The 18,117-nt window shown below is 65.3% G+C and carries 15 protein-coding genes and 2 pseudogenes; 5 read left to right on the top strand and 12 right to left on the bottom strand.

Going from position 1 to position 18,117, the window contains the following annotated elements:
- Positions 1-6: 6 nt before the first annotated feature.
- From gmd to ACQ858_RS18660, 4 genes are all read right to left on the bottom strand, one after another.
- Complete coding sequence (gene gmd, locus ACQ858_RS18675) at positions 7-1,044, bottom strand: GDP-mannose 4,6-dehydratase (protein ID WP_431274080.1); 1,038 nt, start codon at positions 1,042-1,044, stop codon at positions 7-9.
- Positions 1,045-1,117: 73 nt separating this feature from the next.
- On the bottom strand, positions 1,118-1,819 hold the full coding sequence (locus tag ACQ858_RS18670; protein WP_431274079.1) for an ABC transporter ATP-binding protein: 702 nt from the start codon (positions 1,817-1,819) through the stop codon (positions 1,118-1,120).
- Positions 1,820-1,825: 6 nt separating this feature from the next.
- On the bottom strand, positions 1,826-2,629 hold the full coding sequence (locus ACQ858_RS18665; RefSeq protein WP_431274078.1) for an ABC transporter permease: 804 nt from the start codon (positions 2,627-2,629) through the stop codon (positions 1,826-1,828).
- The gene (locus ACQ858_RS18660; protein WP_431274077.1) at positions 2,626-4,044 is read right to left on the bottom strand and encodes a mannose-1-phosphate guanylyltransferase/mannose-6-phosphate isomerase; all 1,419 of its coding nucleotides are present in this window, start codon (positions 4,042-4,044) and stop codon (positions 2,626-2,628) included. Before ACQ858_RS18660 ends, ACQ858_RS18665 begins: the two co-directional genes overlap by 4 nt.
- Before the next feature lie 213 nt (positions 4,045-4,257).
- Here ACQ858_RS18660 and ACQ858_RS18655 point away from each other — a divergent pair, with 213 nt between their 5' ends.
- On the top strand, positions 4,258-6,327 hold the full coding sequence (locus ACQ858_RS18655) for a glycosyltransferase (RefSeq protein ID WP_431274076.1): 2,070 nt from the start codon (positions 4,258-4,260) through the stop codon (positions 6,325-6,327).
- Here the strand turns inward: ACQ858_RS18655 and ACQ858_RS18650 are convergent.
- The gene (locus tag ACQ858_RS18650; protein WP_431274075.1) at positions 6,309-7,079 is read right to left on the bottom strand and encodes a glycosyltransferase family 2 protein; all 771 of its coding nucleotides are present in this window, start codon (positions 7,077-7,079) and stop codon (positions 6,309-6,311) included. The two genes, ACQ858_RS18655 and ACQ858_RS18650, sit on opposite strands and share 19 nt — an antisense overlap.
- Before the next feature lie 44 nt (positions 7,080-7,123).
- On the opposite strand from ACQ858_RS18650, the pseudogene ACQ858_RS18645 reads away from it, so the two are divergent.
- Together ACQ858_RS18645 and argB are read left to right on the top strand one after the other, a co-directional pair.
- Positions 7,124-8,219 (top strand): annotated as a pseudogene (locus tag ACQ858_RS18645) (glycosyltransferase family 4 protein).
- Positions 8,220-8,269: 50 nt separating this feature from the next.
- Positions 8,270-9,163 carry an acetylglutamate kinase gene (gene argB / locus ACQ858_RS18640; RefSeq protein ID WP_431274074.1) on the top strand — a complete coding sequence of 298 codons (894 nt, stop codon included), beginning with the start codon at positions 8,270-8,272 and terminating at the stop codon, positions 9,161-9,163.
- A gap of 123 nt (positions 9,164-9,286) precedes the next feature.
- Here the strand turns inward: argB and galE are convergent, their stop codons facing one another.
- A complete protein-coding gene (gene galE, locus ACQ858_RS18635) occupies positions 9,287-10,309 on the bottom strand; it encodes a UDP-glucose 4-epimerase GalE (RefSeq protein ID WP_431274073.1) in 1,023 nt (340 codons plus the stop codon).
- Between the two features lie 120 nt (positions 10,310-10,429).
- Between galE and slmA the strand changes: the two genes are divergently transcribed.
- Positions 10,430-11,074: a nucleoid occlusion factor SlmA gene (gene slmA / locus ACQ858_RS18630; protein WP_431274072.1), complete on the top strand. Its 645-nt coding sequence runs from the start codon at positions 10,430-10,432 to the stop codon at positions 11,072-11,074.
- Between the two features lie 6 nt (positions 11,075-11,080).
- Here slmA and ACQ858_RS18625 read toward each other — a convergent pair whose 3' ends face one another.
- The 3 genes from ACQ858_RS18625 to ACQ858_RS18615 all read right to left on the bottom strand — a co-directional run bounded on the left by ACQ858_RS18625 (position 11,081) and on the right by ACQ858_RS18615 (position 13,181).
- On the bottom strand, positions 11,081-11,962 hold the full coding sequence (locus tag ACQ858_RS18625) for a hypothetical protein (RefSeq protein ID WP_431274071.1): 882 nt from the start codon (positions 11,960-11,962) through the stop codon (positions 11,081-11,083).
- Entirely contained in the window at positions 11,959-12,507 is a 549-nt protein-coding gene (gene cysC / locus ACQ858_RS18620) for an adenylyl-sulfate kinase (protein ID WP_431274070.1), read from the bottom strand. The genes ACQ858_RS18625 and cysC overlap by 4 nt, the downstream gene beginning before the upstream one ends.
- Before the next feature lie 272 nt (positions 12,508-12,779).
- Complete coding sequence (locus ACQ858_RS18615) at positions 12,780-13,181, bottom strand: DUF2501 domain-containing protein (RefSeq protein ID WP_431274069.1); 402 nt, start codon at positions 13,179-13,181, stop codon at positions 12,780-12,782.
- A gap of 140 nt (positions 13,182-13,321) precedes the next feature.
- Here ACQ858_RS18615 and ACQ858_RS18610 point away from each other — a divergent pair, with 140 nt between their 5' ends.
- Positions 13,322-14,683, top strand: a complete 1,362-nt coding sequence (locus ACQ858_RS18610) for a TAXI family TRAP transporter solute-binding subunit (RefSeq protein ID WP_431274068.1) — start codon at positions 13,322-13,324, stop codon at positions 14,681-14,683.
- 64 nt (positions 14,684-14,747) lie between these two features.
- Here the strand turns inward: ACQ858_RS18610 and ACQ858_RS18605 are convergent, their stop codons facing one another.
- From ACQ858_RS18605 to ACQ858_RS18595, 3 genes and pseudogenes are all read right to left on the bottom strand, one after another.
- The gene (locus ACQ858_RS18605; protein ID WP_431274067.1) at positions 14,748-15,098 is read right to left on the bottom strand and encodes an alpha/beta hydrolase; all 351 of its coding nucleotides are present in this window, start codon (positions 15,096-15,098) and stop codon (positions 14,748-14,750) included.
- A gap of 249 nt (positions 15,099-15,347) precedes the next feature.
- Positions 15,348-16,406 (bottom strand): malate/lactate/ureidoglycolate dehydrogenase, encoded by a 1,059-nt coding sequence (locus tag ACQ858_RS18600; protein ID WP_431274066.1) that lies wholly within the window; start codon positions 16,404-16,406, stop codon positions 15,348-15,350.
- 119 nt (positions 16,407-16,525) lie between these two features.
- Positions 16,526-18,051: pseudogene (locus ACQ858_RS18595) on the bottom strand (UxaA family hydrolase).
- Positions 18,052-18,117: the final 66 nt, after the last annotated feature.

Below are 18,117 nucleotides of genomic sequence, written 5' to 3'. Positions count from 1 at the left end.
AGGGTCTTAGAACGAAAACCCCTGCGCATTCCGCCGCAGATCGGCCTCGACCATCATCTGGCACAACTGCTCCAGTTTCGTGGTCGGCTCCCAGCCGAGTTTCTCCTTGGCCTTCACGGGATTCCCGATCAGGAGATCGACCTCGGCGGGGCGGTAGTACTTGGCGTTGATAGTGAGCACGGTCTTGCCGGTTGCCGTGTCGACCGCCGTCTCGTCCTCACCGCTGCCCCTGAACTCGACGGCGACGCCTGCGCCCTTGAATGCCATGCGGACGAAATCGCGGACCGTTTCGGTTCGATTGGTGGCGAGCACGAAGGTGTCGGGTTCATCGATCTGGAGCATCTTCCACATGCCCTCGACGTACTCTTTGGCGAAGCCCCAGTCGCGCCTGGCATCCAGGTTGCCTAGTTGAAAGGATTCCAGTTTTCCGAGCTTGATCTTGGCGACACTGTCGGTGATCTTGCGGGTCACGAACTCCCGGCCGCGCAGCGGACTCTCGTGGTTGAAGAGAATGCCGCTGCTGCCGAAGATGCCATAGCTCTCGCGGTAGTTCACGGTCATCCAGTGCGCATAGAGCTTGGCCACGCCGTAGGGGCTGCGAGGATAGAAGGGGGTGCTTTCCACCTGCGGAACGGCCTGGACCTTCCCGAACATCTCGGACGTGCTGGCTTGGTAGAACCTGATCTTCGGATTTTCCAGACGGATTGCTTCGAGGAGATTGAGCGCGCCCATCGCGGTGATCTGCGCGGTGGTCGTCGGTTGATCGAAGCTCACGCCGACGAAGCTCTGTGCGGCCAAGTTGTAGACCTCGTCAGGCTCGGCATGCGTGATCAGCGACAGCGAACTGCCGAGGTCGGTCATGTCGTGCTCGGTCAGCTTCAACTCCGGATGATTCTCGATCCCGAGTTCCTCGATGCGCCAGAAGTTGACCGAACTGGTCCTTCGGAAGGTGCCGTAGACGGTGTAGCCCTTGGTTAGCAGAAGTTGGGCCAGATAGGCCCCATCCTGACCGGTGATGCCAGTGACAATCGCACGCCGTTTCATGAGACTCCTTTGAAGTAAGAGAAGCCGCGCCAGCGCTGTTGCGCAAGGGCGCGAATCCGACGAGACACCGATGTCATCGCTCCACGATCCGGCCGTGCTCCAGATGGATCACCCGATTGCACTCCTTGGCGATCAAGTCCGGCGAATGCGACGCCAGCACCAGGATGCCGGATTTTGCGACGACGTCCTTCATCCGTTGCTCGGCCTTACCTGTGAACTCCGCATCTCCGACGGACAGCCATTCGTCCATGAGCAAGATGTCGGCTTCGACGCTGGTCGAGATCGAGAAGGCGAGTCGCATGAGCATCCCGGTGGAATAGGTCCGTACCGGCATGTTGACGTACTCACCCAGCCCGCTGAACTCGCAGATTTCGGGTGTGAGCGCATCGATCTGCCTTTTGCTCATGCCCATCACGAGGCCCCGGAGCATGATGTTCTCGACGCCGGTGGCGTCAGCCTCGATGCCCAGCGAAGGATCGATGAGGCTGGACACGGAGCCTTGTCGGACGAACTCGCCGGAGGACGGTTCATAGACCCCTGCGAGCGCGCGCAACAGCGTCGATTTGCCGGCGCCATTGTGGCCGATCAGGCCCAACCGATCGCCGCTTTTGAGCTCCAGGTTGATATTGCTCAGGGCCTGGACGACATTGACGCCGGTCTCCTTGCCGAAGCGGCCGCCAGTGACCGACGCGGCGAGGGTTTTCTTGAATGAGGCAGCGCCGGCGCCGTAGATCGGGAAGTTGACCGAGACGTTCTTGAGCGAAATGAAAGCCATGATTGATTAGAGCCAGTAGACGACGCGGCGGCGGTACTTCGCGAATAGCAGGCTCGACACCACCAGCGTGGCCGCGGTCCAGCCCAGGATGCCCCACCAGTTGTGGCTTTCGGACACGCCGCCCATCAGCGGAGTGCGCAACAGGTCCAGCATCTGGGCAAACGGATTCCAGAGGATGTACTTCGCGCGGCCGGGCAGGCTCGAGGGCAGCCAGAAGACGGGCGTGAGGAACATCAGCATCTGCATGACGCTGGTAACGATCTGGGTCACGTCGCGAAAGCGGGTGCAGACCAGCCCCAAGGCGATACCTACGGCCTGGGCATTGACCAGAACGAGGAGGAAGGCCGGTATGAAAAGCAGCGCCGACCAGGACAAGGAGATGCCTGCCCAGATCGCCACCGGCACATACAGCACGATCTGATGGGCAAACTGGATCAGGTTGCGCGCCATGCTTCGCCAGACGAACAGGCTGATGGGGAAATAGCCCTGTTTGAGGTAGTTGCCAGATCCGATGAATGCGTTGCATGAATCGGTCACCATGCTGGAGAAAAATCCCCAGAAGACGATGCCGAGCGCCAGGTGCGGGAAGAACGTGGAGAGTTCAGTGCCGAACAGCGAGCTGTAGAGCGGCCCCATGCCGCCGATCATGGCGGCCATGCTGAGCGTGAGCCACAGCGGCCCCAGCATGGAACGGCGATAGCGCAGGACGATGTCGAACCAGGCGAGCGTCCACCAGATGTCGGTCCGGCGGGTGCCTTCCCACCAGTCCGCCCAGGCGCTGCGATGCAGATTGGAATGTGCCTGATTCATGCGCGTCCGTAGGTATCGGCGAGCCGCACGATGTCGTCTTCGCCGAGGTAGGCGCCACACTGAACTTCGATGAGTACGAGTTCATCATTGCCGATGTTGGTCAATCGATGTCTTTCTTTGAGAGGGATGTAACGATATTCCCCGGGCAGTGTCTTGTACTGCGCGTCGCCGACCTGCACCATGGCGGTGCCTCGAACGACTACCCAGTGCTCCGCCCGCTGGTGGTGGTACTGCAGCGACAGCGATTGGCCCGGTTTGACCGTGATGCGCTTGACCTTGTACCCATCTTCTTCCTTGAGTGAAGCATAAGTGCCCCAGGGCCGGTGAACCACGGCCGGCAGATGCACTGCCTCGTGCTTCCGTGCGGCAAGCGCATCAACGATCTCGTCGACGCGTTGCACGCTGTCCTTGTGCGCCACGAGCAGGGCATCTGGCGTGTCGACGATCACCAAGTCATGGACACCCAGCAGCGCCACTGTCTTGGGTCCGTGACTGGCAACCCGGACCTGCGTGTCACTGGCGTCGAGCGCGATCGAGCCGGGCGGCAGGGTGTTACCGCCCGCGTCCGGTGACTGCGGGTGAGCCACGGAGGGCCAGCTGCCGACGTCGCTCCAACTGAATCGGGCGGGGATCACCTGAAGATTGTCGGCGAGCGTCGTGACCGCGCGCCCGATGTCCATCGGCGGCAGGCGCTCAAATGCCTCGGCGTCGAGCAAGACCTTGTCACCGCGGGGCTGCGACGACTCGATCACCTGGCGTGCCGTGGCCAACAGGCCGGGGGCATGGCGTTCGAAGGCCGAGACGATCGATTCCGCCGTCCCGCACAGCATCCCGCTGTCCCAGTAGTAGCGATCGCTCGCCAGAAAGCTCTGGGCCGCTTGGGCCTCGAGCGCCTCGACCAGGCGGCGGGCGGGCTGGCTTTCACTCGAGCGCCGCTCGACCTCGATGTATCTGTAGCGGGTGTCGGGCCCCGTGGGGTTGACGCCCCAGAGCACCAGACGACCTGCGGCCGCAAGTTCGAGCGCTTCGACGGCGCTGGCCGCGAAGCCCTCGGCGTCGGGTACCAGCTGGTCGGCGGGCAGGATCAGCATCACCGTTTCGCTGCCGAATTGTCTGCCGCACTGCAGGGCCGCCAACGCGATGGCCGGACCCGTGCCCCGGCTCGCGGACTCGAGCAGCAGCGTCGAAGATGGCCGCTCGGGCAACTGAAGCAACACGTCCTCGGCGAGGAACTGGTGCTCCTTGCCGGTGACGATCATGAGGTCGCTGGCGCCGCATGCCCGGCCCCGTTCGATCGCTTGCTGGAGCAGAGTCGATCTGCCGAGCGTCACGAAGGGAGGCGGGAAAGCTTGCCGGGAAAGCGGCCAAAGCTTGGAGCCGGATCCTCCCGCGAGCACCACTGAAAGCAGTCGCATCTTTGGTCTTTCTCTGTGAGGCGGCGATTTTACCGGCCGTTGTGCGTCCCCTCCGATGGCGCGCCGCCCCCTCTCGTGACTCAATCCCCACCCTTGCGAAGATAATCACGCGCTGTGCAACGGGCGGATGCCCTCCGTCCGACCAGCACAGATGAATGACCCATTTCAATCGACGGGGCTCGATCCGGTTCGCCCGGCGGCACCCGCAGCGCCATGACCCTCCCCGTCTCTGTCGCCCTCTGCACTTACAACGGCGTCCGCTTTATCGGCGAGCAGGTCCAGAGCATCTGCTTCCAGACCTTGCCGCCAGCGGAAATCGTGCTGTCCGACGACGCCTCCACCGACGGCTGCGTCGAAGCGGCTGAGGCGGCGTTCGCGGCTTGCCTGCGCGAGCGTCCAGGCCTGTCGATCCGCTTCCATGTCCTCCGCAACGCCACCGCCCTGCGGGTCACCAAGAACTTCGAGCAGGCGGTCCGTGCCTGCACCGGCGATCTGGTCGCATTGAGCGACCAGGACGACGTCTGGCATCCGGAGCGCCTCGCGCGAATGGTGTCGGAGTTCGAAAACCGCCCCGATCTGCTTCTGCTGCACTCCGATGCGCGCCTGGTCGATGGCGAGCGGCGCGATCTCGGTCAATCGCTTTTCCACGCCCTGGAAGTCAAGCAGTTCGAATTGGACTGGATTCATGGGGGGCAGGCCTTCGACGTCTTCCTGCGCCGCAACCTGGTCACCGGCGCGACGACGGTCTTCCGCCGGTCGCTGCTCGAATACGCTGTGCCTTTCCCGAGGGAGTGGATTCACGACGAGTGGCTGGCGATCGTCGCTTCCTCGATCGGCCGCGTCGACGTGTTGGAGCAGGAGCTCATCGAATACCGCCAGCACGGCGGCAACCAGATTGGCGCGCGCCGCGATTCCTTCATGGGCAAGGTGCGCAAGGCGCTGGCTTCGCGCGGCGATACGCATGTCAAGCGTGCGCTCAAGGCCGAGCAACTGCTCGATCGGCTGTTGTCCATGGGGGACCTTGTCTCGCCGGATACCATTCAGAAGCTGCGCGACAAGCTCGAGCACCAGAGGTTCCGGGCGGCGCTTCCTGCCCTCGCGGCTCGCCCGCTGCGTGCCCGTGCTGCGCGAGGCGATGACCGGCCGCTACAACAAGTTCGGCCGTGGCACGCGTGGCGTCGTGCGCGACCTTTTCGAATCCGTCTAGAAAAAACCCAACTCGCACCCGGAATGTCCGATACGAACGCCACCCGTCGCGACGCCAGACCCACGGTCGTGGTCGTCATCCCGTTCTACAACGGCGCCGACTTCATCGAGCGCTCGGTCAAGAGCGTGTTCAACCAGACGGTTCCCGCCGACGAGGTGATCGTCGTCAACGACGGTTCGCGGCCCGAGGAGCGCGAAGCCCTGGGCGCGCTGAATGCACGCTTTCCGTTCAGGATCATCGACAAGGAGAACGGGGGCCAGGGTTCGGCGCGCAATGCCGGCGTCGCGGCGTCGACCTCGGATTTCATTTGCTTCCTGGACCAGGACGACTTCTACCTTCCGAATCACATCGAGCTCCTGGTCAATGCGATTCCGGCGGACGACGCGCGCTTCGGGTACGTCTATGCGGACCTGTACGAGGCCGATGTCGACGGCAACGTGGTGCGCACCGAACTGGTCAAGCAGCACGCGAAGCACAACCCGAAGACGAGCATCTTCGACCTGCTGCGCTACGACATGTTCGTGCTGCCGTCGGCCACGCTGGTGAGCCGTGCGGCCTTCGAAGCAGTGGGCGGCTTCGATCCGCAGTTCATGGGGTTCGAGGACGATGACCTGTTCCTGCGCATCTTCCGCAAGGGCTACAGCAACCACTATCTCGATCGCGCGGTGACGGTCTGGTGCATCCACACCGAGAGCACCTCGTTCGGCATTCGCATGATCCGCAGCCGCTACCGCTTCTTCAAGAAGCTGGCGGAGACCTTTCCCGACGAGCCCAAGCGCGGGCGCTTCTACCTGCGCGACTACCTGATGCCGCGCTTCGGCAAGCTCTTCGTGGACCACGCGATCCAGGCCATCAAGCTCGACAACGAATATCGGGGCGAGATGTTCGAGCATCTCGACGACTACGTCCACATGGTGCTCGCCAACCCCTACGTGGGTGTGCGCGCCAAAACCAAGCTGCGGATCACCCGCTTCCTGCTCGCCCACAGCTCGCCCGGGATGGTGCGCGCCGTCGGTGCCGCGACCAAGCTGCCGGTGTTCCGCGGCTTCCGCCGGATCTACCGCACCGAAGCTTGACTCTTTTGCATCGCCGCGCGAAAGCGCCAGAACGCACGTGAACTCCACACCTTGAGCAGGCTGGTCACGTGCCAGTAGAGATGCTTCGCGTCGGTGCGGCTGGCGCGCTGGGCGTCGTGGCGCGCGAGCAGGTCCTCGCCGACCTGGAGCTTCCAGCCCGCGAGCTGGGTGCGGGCGCAGATGTCGAAGTCCTCGCCGTACATGAAGAAGCGCTCGTCGAAGCCGCCGATCTCGCGGTACGTCTCGCGGCGAAACAACATGAAGAGCCCGGGAATCCAGTGCGGCACGACCGGCCGGACGTAGTCGGGGCGCTTCCGCGTGAGGATCTCGCGCGGCGTGATGATCGCCCGGTGCTGCTCGGGCGCGTCCTTGCCGGGCTCGAGGATGCGCGGCGTCAGCAGGCCGGCGCGGGGCCCGGCCTGCGCGATCAGCGGCCGGAGCACGTCGCTGTCGAAGCGGATGTCCGGATTGAGCACCAGGAACCACGGCGTGTCGCAATGCCCGAAGGCCTGGTTGTGATTCGCCCCGAACCCCATTGGCGCCGCGTTGTCGATCCGCTCCAGCGCAAAGTGCCAGGTGGCGCCAGCGAGCACGTCGGGTTCCGGCACGTTGATCGTCAGCACCACCTTCTCGACGACCCCGTGGCTGAACCGGTCGAGCTGCTCCAGCAGCGGCTTCACCAGCGCCAGCTGACCGTGGCTCACGATCGATACGGTGATGGGCTTGTCCAGGGAGAGGGCGGGCGTCGGCATGGTCTAATTTCGCCCGGGAATTCTAGGGTTCCCCGTCCATACCCATGATTGCATTGATCGTCGTCAGTTTTCTCATCTCCGCCCTGGGCGTGCAGATCTTCATGCGCCGCGCGCGCCGGCACGCGCGGCGCTACGCCGCCGACATGCCGCAGCGCTTTCACAAAGGGCATGTGCCGCGCCTCGGTGGCGCGGGCATCCTCATGGGGATGGGGGTGGCCTGGCTGGTCGCCGGGATCCCCTCCGATCCTTTCAATGTGTCGTGGCCGCTGAAGACGTCGCTTCTCACGCTGGTGTGCATTTCGCCGGCGGTGCTCGGCGGCATCATCGAAGACGTGACGCAGCAGGTGTCGGTCCGTTACCGGCTCAGCCTCACGATCGGCTGCGCGCTGGTGGTGTGCTGGGTGCTCAACATCGGCGTGTACCGCACGGGCCTTCCGGTCCTCGACGGTTGGCTGCAGGCGATGCCCTACATGGCGCTGCTGATCGCGGCGTTGGCGATCGGCGGCCTTCCGCATGCCTTCAACATCATCGACGGCTACAACGGGCTTGCCGGCACCGTGGCGGTGCTGGTGTGCCTCGCGATCTCGCACGTGGCGCTGCAAGTCGGCGACCGGCAGCTCGCGGCGATGGTGATCTGCCCGGTCGGCGCCACCGTGGGTTTCCTGATGTGGAACTACCCGCGCGGAAAGATCTTCGCCGGCGACGGCGGCGCCTACGTCTGGGGCATGGTGATCGCCATCGCGGCGGTCACGCTGGTGCAGCGGCACCGGGTCGTGTCGCCGTGGTTTCCGATGCTGCTGCTGATCTATCCGGTCTGGGAGACGGTGTTCTCCATCTACCGGAAGGTCGCGCGCGGCCAGTCGCCCGGCATGGCCGACGCGCTGCACTTCCCACCAGCTGATCTTTCGGCGCATCGTCCGGGTGGCCTTTGCGGACGACGAAGCGCGTCAGCTGCTCGCGCGCAACAACCGGACCTCGCCCTACCTGTGGATCTTCGCCGCGCTGACGGTGGTGCCGGCGGTGCTGTTCTGGAACAACACCCTGGTGCTGGTCGCCTTCTGCATCCTGTTCATCGCGACCTACGTGGCCGCTTACCTCATGATCGTGCGCTTCAAGGTCCCGCGCTGGCTGCGGCCCTGAGTTCCGCGTCACAATTCCCGAATCCGGACTTCGTCTTTCGACCGCCCACCATGCCCGATTCCGTCCCCAACATTGCCCCCCGCGACAAGGCAGAGATCCTGGCCCAGGCGCTGCCGTACATCCGCAAGTTCCACGGCAAGACCATCGTCATCAAGTACGGCGGCAACGCCATGACCGATCCCGAACTGCAGGCCGACTTCGCGGAGGACGTGGTGCTGCTCAAGCTGGTGGGCATGAATCCCGTGGTGGTGCATGGCGGCGGACCGCAGATCGAGGCGGCGCTCAACCGGCTCGGCAAGAAGGGCCACTTCATCCAGGGCATGCGCGTGACGGACTCCGAGACCATGGAGGTCGTCGAGTGGGTGCTGGCCGGCGAGGTGCAGCAGGACATCGTGGGCCTCATCAACCAGGCCGGCGGCAAGGCGGTGGGGTTGACCGGCCGCGACGGCGGCCTGATCCGTGCCCAGAAGCTCAAGATGGCCGACCGGAACGATCCCAGCGTGCACCACGACGTGGGGCAGGTCGGGGACATCGTTTCGATCGACCCGAGCGTGGTCAAGGCCCTGCAGGACGACGCCTTCATCCCGGTCGTGAGCCCGATCGGCTTTGGCGAGCAAAACGAGAGCTACAACATCAACGCCGACGTCGTCGCCGGCAAGCTGGCCACGGTGCTCAAGGCCGAGAAGCTGATGATGCTCACCAACACGCCGGGCGTGCTCGACAAGAACGGCAAGCTCCTGACCGACCTGAGCGCGCGCGAGATCGACGAGCTCTTCGCCGACGGCACGATTTCCGGCGGCATGCTGCCGAAGATCGAAGGTGCGCTCGATGCGGCCAAGAGCGGCGTGAACGCGGTGCACATCATCGACGGCCGCGTGCCACACGCGATGCTGCTCGAAATCCTGACCGAGCAGGCGTTCGGCACGATGATCCGGGCGAGATAGGCTCGCCCCCAGCCTCGCCCACTTCGTGTGGCTCGGGCACCCCCTGCCGGGGGCAACACCGGCGGACCGGCAAAGCCGGATCCGCGGTGTTTCTGGAACGGGCTTCGCTTCGCTTGCCCCTGGTCAGCCGTTTTCGTAGCCGTTGGGGTTGGCTTGCTGCCAGCGCCAACTGTCGGTGCACATCTGGTCCAGGCCGCGGCGGGCGTGCCAGCCGAGTACGCTCTGAGCCAGTGACGGGTCGGCCCAATAAGCCGGAACATCGCCAGGCCGGCGGGGCCCGATTTCGTAGTTCAGCGGCCGGCCGCTGGCACGTTCGAACGCCTTCACCACATCGAGGACCGATGCGCCCTCGCCGGTGCCGAGGTTGACCTTGAGCAGGCCAGGCTGCTTTTGCGCATGCCGCAGTGCGGCGACATGGCCCTCGGCGAGGTCCATCACGTGGACGTAGTCGCGCACGCCTGTGCCATCGGCGGTGGGGTAGTCGCCGCCGTGCACCGCAAGCTTTTCCCGCAATCCGACGGCGACCTGGCACACGAAGGGCATCAGGTTGTTGGGCTTGCCCTGCGGATGCTCCCCGATCAGGCCGCTTTCGTGGGCGCCGACCGGGTTGAAATAGCGCAGCAGCGCAATCCGCCACTCGGGGCGAGCATGCTGCAGGTCGGACAAGGCCTGCTCGACCATCAGCTTCGACCAGCCGTATGGATTGGCCGGGCGCAGCGCCGCGTTCTCGGCAATCGGCGAACGCTCGGGGTCGCCGTAGACGGTTGCCGAGGACGAGAAGATCAGCGTGCTCACACCGGCGGCCTGCATCGCCGCCGCCAGCACCAGGGTGCCGTTGACGTTGTTGTCGTAATAAGTGATCGGGTCGGCCACGGAGTCGCCCACCGCCTTCAGCCCCGCGAAGTGGATCGCGCCGCCGATCGCGTGGTCGCGAAACAACTTGTCCAGCAGCGCCCGGTCGCGGACGTCGCCTTCGATGAACTGCGGCTTCTCGCCGATGATCTGTTCCAGCCGGTCGAGCACCCGCGCATCGCTGTTGACGAGGTTGTCCAGGATCAGCGGCGTATAGCCCGCCTGGGCCAGGGCGACGCAGGTATGGCTGCCGATAAAGCCGGCGCCGCCGGTGACAAGAATGGTTGCACTCATCGAATTCGATCCAGGCGGTTGAACAGATGTGTCGATTCTGCGCGACAAGCAGGGCTTGTCCGGTTGGCAGCCGCTAACAGCCCTGTGCGAGAATCATTTTTTTACATTTTGCGCGTGCCCATGCAGAACGACGAGCCCAGCGCCGTTGGCGCCCCCACCACTTCAGACCCGGTAGCCGCACCGATGCGAAAGCGGCCCAAGCCGGGAGAACGGCGCGTGCAGATTCTCCAGGCGTTGGCGTCCATGCTCGAACAGCCGGGTGCCGAACGTGTGACCACCGCGGCGCTGGCCGCGCGACTCGAAGTCAGCGAGGCCGCGCTTTACCGGCACTTTGCGAGCAAGGCGCAGATGTTCGAAGGGCTGATCGACTTCATCGAGCAGAGCGTGTTCACCCTGGTCAACCAGATCGTCGAACGCGAAGGCCCGGGCCGCGATCAGGCCGCGCGCATCGTCGCGATGGTGGTGCAGTTCGCCGAGAAGAACCCCGGCATGACCCGCGTGATGGTCGGCGATGCGCTGGTCTTCGAGAACGAGCGCTTGCAGAACCGCATGAACCAGTTCTTCGACAAGATCGAGGCCACCCTCCGCCAGACCCTGCGCGATGCCGCGTCGGGCGAGGGCTTGGCGACGCCCACCGTCGACGCGCAGGTGCGGGCCTCCGCGCTCACCGCCTTCGTGGTGGGACGGCTCCAGCGCTTCGCGCGCTCGGGATTCCGGCGCGCGCCCTCCGAGAACCTGGATGCGGCGGTTGCGCTGATGCTCTGAGTCGCATCAGCGTGTCGTCCACCGTCTCAGTCGGCCGGACAACGCTCGCAAGGGGGCCGTGATGCGCCAGGAGGTCGATGCTTCGATCGCGTCGGCATGGGCGACCCGTGCCTTCATCTTGTCCAGGGCCACTCGTGTCGCTGCCAGTTCGCGCACGAGCGCGATGCGATCCATTGCCCCATGAGAAGGGAACTCGACACGCTGCGCCCGTCCGTCGGGTCGAGCGAGGTGCTTTTTGACGTCGCCGTTCGCCGCAAGTTCTCTGCCGACGCGGACCTTCGCCGGCATGGCGAGGCGCTCGTGCGCGCGCTGCGCCGACACGCGGTCGACCCGGTGGCCAAGGACTGAGTCGAGCGACTCGTAAAGGTAGTCGTGGTCCTCGACGAAGCGAGGGAAGTCGAGAAGCACAACGGGGATGTTGCGTCGGATGAGGACATGCAACAGTTCATGGAAGCCGAGCGCGAGAAGGCGTGCCTGATCGATCGGGTTGAGGGAATAGACAACGCCGCCCGGGGTCGAGCCCCAGGATGCCCACTGCTTGCAGTCGTCCGGCATCGCGGTGATTGCGTACCGGGCACGCATCTCGTTGACGACCCGGCTGGTGGACGCCTCCACGAGGCTGCGCATCGGAACGATGACCGCATCGATGATCACCTCGCCATCCGCGAGCAGCCGCTCCACGAACTCGTAGAGCCATGGCGACTTGCACACATAGGGCGCATCGGGTTCGCCAATGAGCAGGTCTTCCAGACCCGCATTGGCGGCGTCGTCATAGGCGTGGCGCCCCTTGCGCGCAAGCTGGGTATCCAATCCGCAGGCAGCGAGATACTCCACCAGGAATGTGGTCCCGGCCCGGCCCGTGCCGGCAATCAGCAGATGGTTCTTCATGCCAGTTGCCTCACCGTCTGCTTCGCCTGGCATCTCTCGAGCAAGGCCATCAGGCTGCTCACCGCCACGTGGACGCCGTGGGTGGACGTATCGACGAGCAGGTCGGGATTCAAGGGAGGCTCGTAGGTGTCGGTCACGCCGGTGAATTTCACCACCTCTCCGCGACGCGCCCTGGCGTACAGGCCCTTGACGTCGCGACGTTCGCAATCGGATAGCGAGGCCTTGACATAGACCTCGCGGTAAGGCGCTCCAATGATGTTGCGCGCCAACCCCCTGTGCCTGCTCAAGGGAGCGATGGCTGCCACGATCACGACGATGCCTTGAGTGCTCAACAGGCGAGCCATCTCGGCGATTCGGCGGATGTTCTCGCGCCGATCGACATCACTGAATCCCAGGCCCTGGCTCAGGCCACGGCGGATTTCGTCCCCGTCCAAGACAGCCACGGCGGCTCCGCGGCCCACCAAACAAGCACGAAGATGGCGCGCAATCGTGGACTTGCCCGCACCAGAAAGCCCCGTCAACCACAAGACGGACGCTTCATCCATGGGAGGTGGTCGCAATCATCATTGTGTTGGCTCCTTGCTTTTGGCATGTTGAGCGCCTTGGGCGCGGCGCGGCGAACCCATCGAGCATGCGCGGGGAGCTTGAGTGCTTTGTGAGGGGCTTGCATCGCCCGCGCAAACGCATGAAACAAAATGTTTCTGGCGTCGTCGGGCGCGCGAGCGGCCGCTTCCGCCAAGCGGACCCGCGGACGATGGCGCGCGCTTCGAAAGGGCCGTGCAGGCGAAGAGCAGGGCTCGCCTTCGGCGGGGCCTTGTCAGATCATCGATTTCGCCTGGTTCAGGACCAAGTCGCAGGCCTTCTTGGTGAGTTCCGCCTTGAGCCCGCCGCCGGTCAGGTCCATCTTCTTGCCGTCGCTGCCCGTCAGGATGCCCTTGGAGCCGTCGACGTAGCCGGCGTCGGAGGCTGGCTTGCCGCCGGGGATCTTGCTCATGAGCTGGTCCTTGACCGACGAGGCGCCGGCGCCGCTCAGGTAGTTGTTCTTCAGGCAGTACTCCAGCACGCCCGCGGCGTTGCCGAGGCTGCCCGAGGCCATCGAACCCGCGCCCGGACTCGCTCCTCCGGCGAGGCCCTTGAGAGCGTCCAGACCTTGGGCGTGTGCAGATCCCATCGTGGCCAGCAGGACGAGCACGAAACCGTGCCGGGTGAAGTGATGCATGTGAACCTCCTTGAAACGCAGTTGCTCCGCGAAAACCATAGCGCAACCCCGAGGCAGGACCGCGACGACATTGAAACAGTTCGTGGGCAGAATGCGGGAATCCCAACGCGAGCGCCTGTTGAAGCATGAAGACTCCGGCGATGCCAACACTGCCCACCGGCCGACGCCTCGTCTCCTGGCTTGCATTGGTCGCCGTTCTCGCCCTGGCGATCTGGCTCGTCGTGCGTTACGTGAGCCCGCTGCCTCCGCGCACGATCGTGATGAGTACGGGCGCCACCGACGGCGCCTATCACCGTTTCGGCCTGCGCTATCAGGAGCTTCTGAAGGCCGAGGGCATCCGGCTCGAACTGCGGCCTTCGAGCGGCGGCGTCGAGAACCTGCAACGACTGAAGGACGGCGCCGTCGAGGTGGCGTTCGTGCAGGGCGGGACGGGCGTTCTCGCGCTCGACCCGGATGCGCCGGCGGATTCGACGCCGCTGCGCTCGCTCGCGACCGTGGCCTTCGAGCCGGTCTGGATCTTCACCCGCTCGATCGATGTATCGAAGGGCCTGGAGGCGCTCGCCGGCAAGCGTATTGCGGTCGGCGTGGCGGGGAGCGGCAACTATCAGGTGGCGCACCAGTTGCTGGGCATCTACGGCGTCACCGTGCCCGACGGACAGGAGAGTTCGTCCGACGGCACGACCTTCGTGAGCGCCGGCGGCCTCGCCGTCGTCGACCTGCTCGCGAAGGGCGAGGTGGACGCGGCGATCATCATCGCGGCGCCCCAGGCGCCCGCGGTGCAGAGGCTCCTTTCCGATTCGAGCGTGCGCCTTGCGTCGCTCGACCACGTCGAGGGCCCGGCACGCCGGTACCCGTACTTCCAGCCGGTCAGCCTGAAACGGGGCTCCGTCGATCCGAGGCGCGACCTGCCCGCGCAGGACATCGACCTGCTGGCGACCACGGCCAACCTCGTGGTGCGCGACGAATTGCACCCGGCATTGGCCTACCTGTTGCTGGAAGCCGCCAGGCAGGTGCACCGGCAACCCAGCCTCATCAACCGGCCGGAAGATTTCCCGAGTTCGCAGGGCACCGACTTTCCCTTGTCGGACCAGGCCGATCGGTACTTCAAGCATGGCCGGCCCTTCCTCCAGAGCTACTTGCCGTTCTGGGCCGCCAACTATGTGCAGCGGCTGCTTCTGCTGCTGGTTCCGCTGGTGGCGATCCTTGTGCCGCTGGCGCGCGTGCTGCCGGAACTCATCGGATGGCGACGCCGCAGCCGGTTGTATCGGCGCTACGGCGAGCTGAAGTTCCTGGAGCAGGACCTCGCATCGCGCAAGCTCGACGCCGCAGAGCGCAACGAAGCGATGTCGCGACTCGACCACATCGAGGAAGAAATCATCGAAACCAAGTTCCCGCTGGAGTTCTCGGACCGGGTCTATACGCTGCGCCAGCATGTGGACTTCGTCCGCGCGCAGTTGGACCGGCAGATGGAAGCGGCCGGCGATCGCCGCGAAGCCCGGTGAGCGCCCATGAAAAAAGCCGGAGTCGCATCGCTGCGATTCCGGCTTGTCTGTGCCCCGATGCTGATCAGAGGGCGGCTTGGCGGGTGAACGAAACCTTCGGCTTGTTGTACGCCGCGGGCACCTGGTCGCGGTAGAAGGCGCGACGGTCGAGGCTTTGCAGCGGGTTGTGGGCGGCTGCAACGGCTTCTTCACGCACGGTGGCGCGATTGGCCGTCGATGCGACGGTTTCCACGCCCGCGTTGGCGGCGTCGCCATACGCGTTGCCGGCACGGGCCGCGGCCACGGCGCTGCCTTGCACGTCGGCACGGCTCGCGGCCGTGGTCAGGGGATGCACGCCGTCGTAGGTTTCGGCGTTGGCGCCAGCGACGGCCAAGAGGGAGAGAGCAGCCGCTGCGATGATCTTCGATGTCTTCATGTCTTGGTTTCCTTCAATGCGTTTGGACGATTCCGAACCGGTCGCGGGGTGTGTCGCCATCCTTCGGGAGGCCACAGCGCTCAGTGCCTGTTCGTCCAGATCAGCTGTTGTCGGCTGGTCCGTGGGATGAAGTTTGCGCGCTTTTTCTAAGTAAAAACCCTTGGAAAAGGAAGCGCGGCGTCACCAAATTGGAAACAATCGACCGGGCGCCGGCGGTGCCGCCGGGCGCTGAAACGCACCGGAAACCGTTCAATCGACGGTGATGCCGACCTTTTTCCCCGCGTCGACGATCTCGCGCCAGGTGGCGTCGTCGAGCCAGATGCCGTCCCGCTCGCGCGCGGCGCGCGCTTTGCGCTCGGGTTCACCGGCGATCTGCACTGTATCGAAGCCGGCGCCCGGGGGACTCTGGCGCAACCAGTCGATGAAGGCCCTGGCCTCGTGCTCGAAGGTGGCCTCTGTGCCGAGCTTCGCGGGATCGATGAGTACCGTGAGCATTCCATTGAGCACCGTGCGGGCGGTGTCGGCGGGGCGGTGCCACGTGCCGCCGCCGGTCAGCGCCCCGCCGAGCAGCTCGCAGGCCACTGCCATGCCATAGCCCTTGTGCTCGCCGAAAGTCATGAGCGCGCCGAAAAGTCCATTGCTCTGCGGCACCACGACCACGCCCGGATCGTTCGTCGGCGCGCCGTGCTCGTCGATCAGGTAGCCGGCGGGCACCCGTTCGCCCTTGTTGTGCGCGACGCGCATCTTGCCCTGCGCCACGCGGCTGGTCGCGAAGTCGAGGATGAAAGGTGCCGCACCCGCGAGCGGCACGCCGATGCAGCAGGGGTTGGTGCCGAAGCGGCCGTCACCGCCGCCCCATGGCGCGACCACCGGCCGCGACAGCACGTTGACGAAGTGCATCGACACCAGCCCTTGCGCCGTCGCCATCTCCGCGAAATGCCCGATGCGCCCCAGATGGTGCGATTCGGCGAGCGAGACGATGCAGCTGCCGTTCTGCTTCGCGCGCGCGATGCCGAGCTCCATCGCCTGCACGCCGACGATCTGCCCGTAGCCGTGCTGTCCATCGAGCGCGAGCATCGCGCCCGCATCGAGCTTGACCTGCACCGCTGCATTCGGCTTGAGGCCGCCTTCGGCCACCGCATCGACATAACGCGGCACCATGCCGACGCCGTGCGAATCGTGTCCGCTCAGATTGGCCAGCACGAGGTTGGCTGCAACTTGTTCGGCCTCGGCCGGGGAACTGCCGGCGGCCTGGACGATGGCTGCGACGTGCTTTCGCAGGGTGGAGGCTTGAATGGTTCTGGACATTGACTACCTTTCAACTGGGAGTGGCGGCGCCGCCGGGCCGCCCCAAGGCGGCCGCGCCTCCCCTCGGGGGTGGCGAATGACACGCCGCGCAGCGGCGTGCTAAGCCGGGGGCACGCATCTCACATCACCGCGCCGACTTGCCACGGCACGAATTCGTTCTGGCCGTAGCCGTGCTTCTCGCTCTTGGACTGCTCGCCGGACGCGGTCGCCAGCACCAGATCGAAGATGCGCTGGCCCATCTCCTGGATCGACACCGTGCCTTCGACGATCTCGCCGCAGTTGATGTCCATGTCCTCTTCCTGCCGCTGCCAGAGCGCGGAGTTGGTCGCGAGCTTCAGCGAAGGCGAGGGCGCGCATCCGTACGCCGAGCCGCGCCCGGTGGTGAAGCAGATCATGTTCGCACCGCCCGCGACCCGGCCGGTGGCGCTGACCGGGTCGTAGCCGGGCGTGTCCATGTAGACGAAGCCGTGCGCGGTCACCGGCTCGGCGTATTCGTAGACCGCTTCGAGGTTGCTGGTGCCGCCCTTGGCGACCGCGCCGAGCGACTTCTCGAGGATCGTCGTCAGCCCGCCGGCCTTGTTGCCCGGCGAGGGGTTGTTGTTCATCTCGCCTTCGTTGATGGCGGTGTAGTGCTCCCACCAGCGGATGCGCTCGACCAGCTTCTCGCCGACCTCGCGCCGCACCGCGCGGCGCGTGAGAAGGTGCTCGGCGCCGTACACCTCGGGCGTTTCGGAGAGGATAGCGGTGCCGCCATGCGCCACCAGAAGATCCACCGCCGCGCCGAGCGCGGGATTGGCGCTGATGCCCGAATAGCCGTCCGAGCCGCCGCACTGCAGTCCGATCGTGATGTGCGAGGCACTGCAGGGCTCGCGCTTCACCGCGTTGGCGCGCGGCAGCATCTCGTTGATGAGCGCGATGCCCTTCTCGACCGTCTTGCGCGTGCCACCGGTGTCCTGGATGTTGAAGACGCGCAGGTTCTCGCCTTCCTGGAGGTTGCCGGTCGCGAGCCAGGCGTTGATCTGGTTCGCCTCGCAGCCGAGGCCGACGACGAGCACCGCCGCGAAGTTCGGGTGCGTCGCGTAGCCGGTGAGCGTGCGTTCGAGGATCTGCATGCCGAGCCCGCCGGCGTCCATGCCGCAGCCGGTGCCGTGCGTGAGCGCGACCACGCCGTCGACGTCCGGGAAGGCTGCCAGTGCTGCCGGGTTGGTCTTGCGCGAGAAGTGGTCCGCGATCGCGCGGGCTGCCGTGGCGGAACAGTTCACGCTGGTCAGCACCCCGATGTAGTTGCGTGTCGCCACGCGGCCGTCGGCGCGGCGGATGCCCATGAAGCTTGCTTCGCGGAGCGCGGGGGCGCCTTCACATCGGCGCCGAAGGCGTAGTCGCGCTCGAAGTGGCCCTTGTCCGGCCCCATGTCGAGGTTGTGCGTATGTACGTGCTCGCCCGGCGCGATCGGCCGGCTCGCGAAGCCGATGATCTGGTTGTAGCGTCGCACGGGCTCGCCCTGCGCGATCGCGCGCACCGCGATCTTGTGGCCGGGCGGGATCAGCCCGCGGGCAGTCACGCCTTCAACCGGCGTGCCGCCGAGCAACTGGCCGCGTGCGATCACGACATCGTCGGCGGGATGAAGTCGAATGAACGGGTTCATGTGAGTAATTCCTATGCCTTTGAGTCAGTCACAGCGCTGCGTGTCGGCTACACGAAGTGAGCAAGC

Source organism: Variovorax ureilyticus, assembly GCF_050632185.1.
Classification (GTDB): Bacteria; Pseudomonadota; Gammaproteobacteria; order Burkholderiales; family Burkholderiaceae_C; genus Variovorax; species Variovorax ureilyticus_A.
This window is presented reverse-complemented; position numbering and strand designations above follow the sequence as displayed.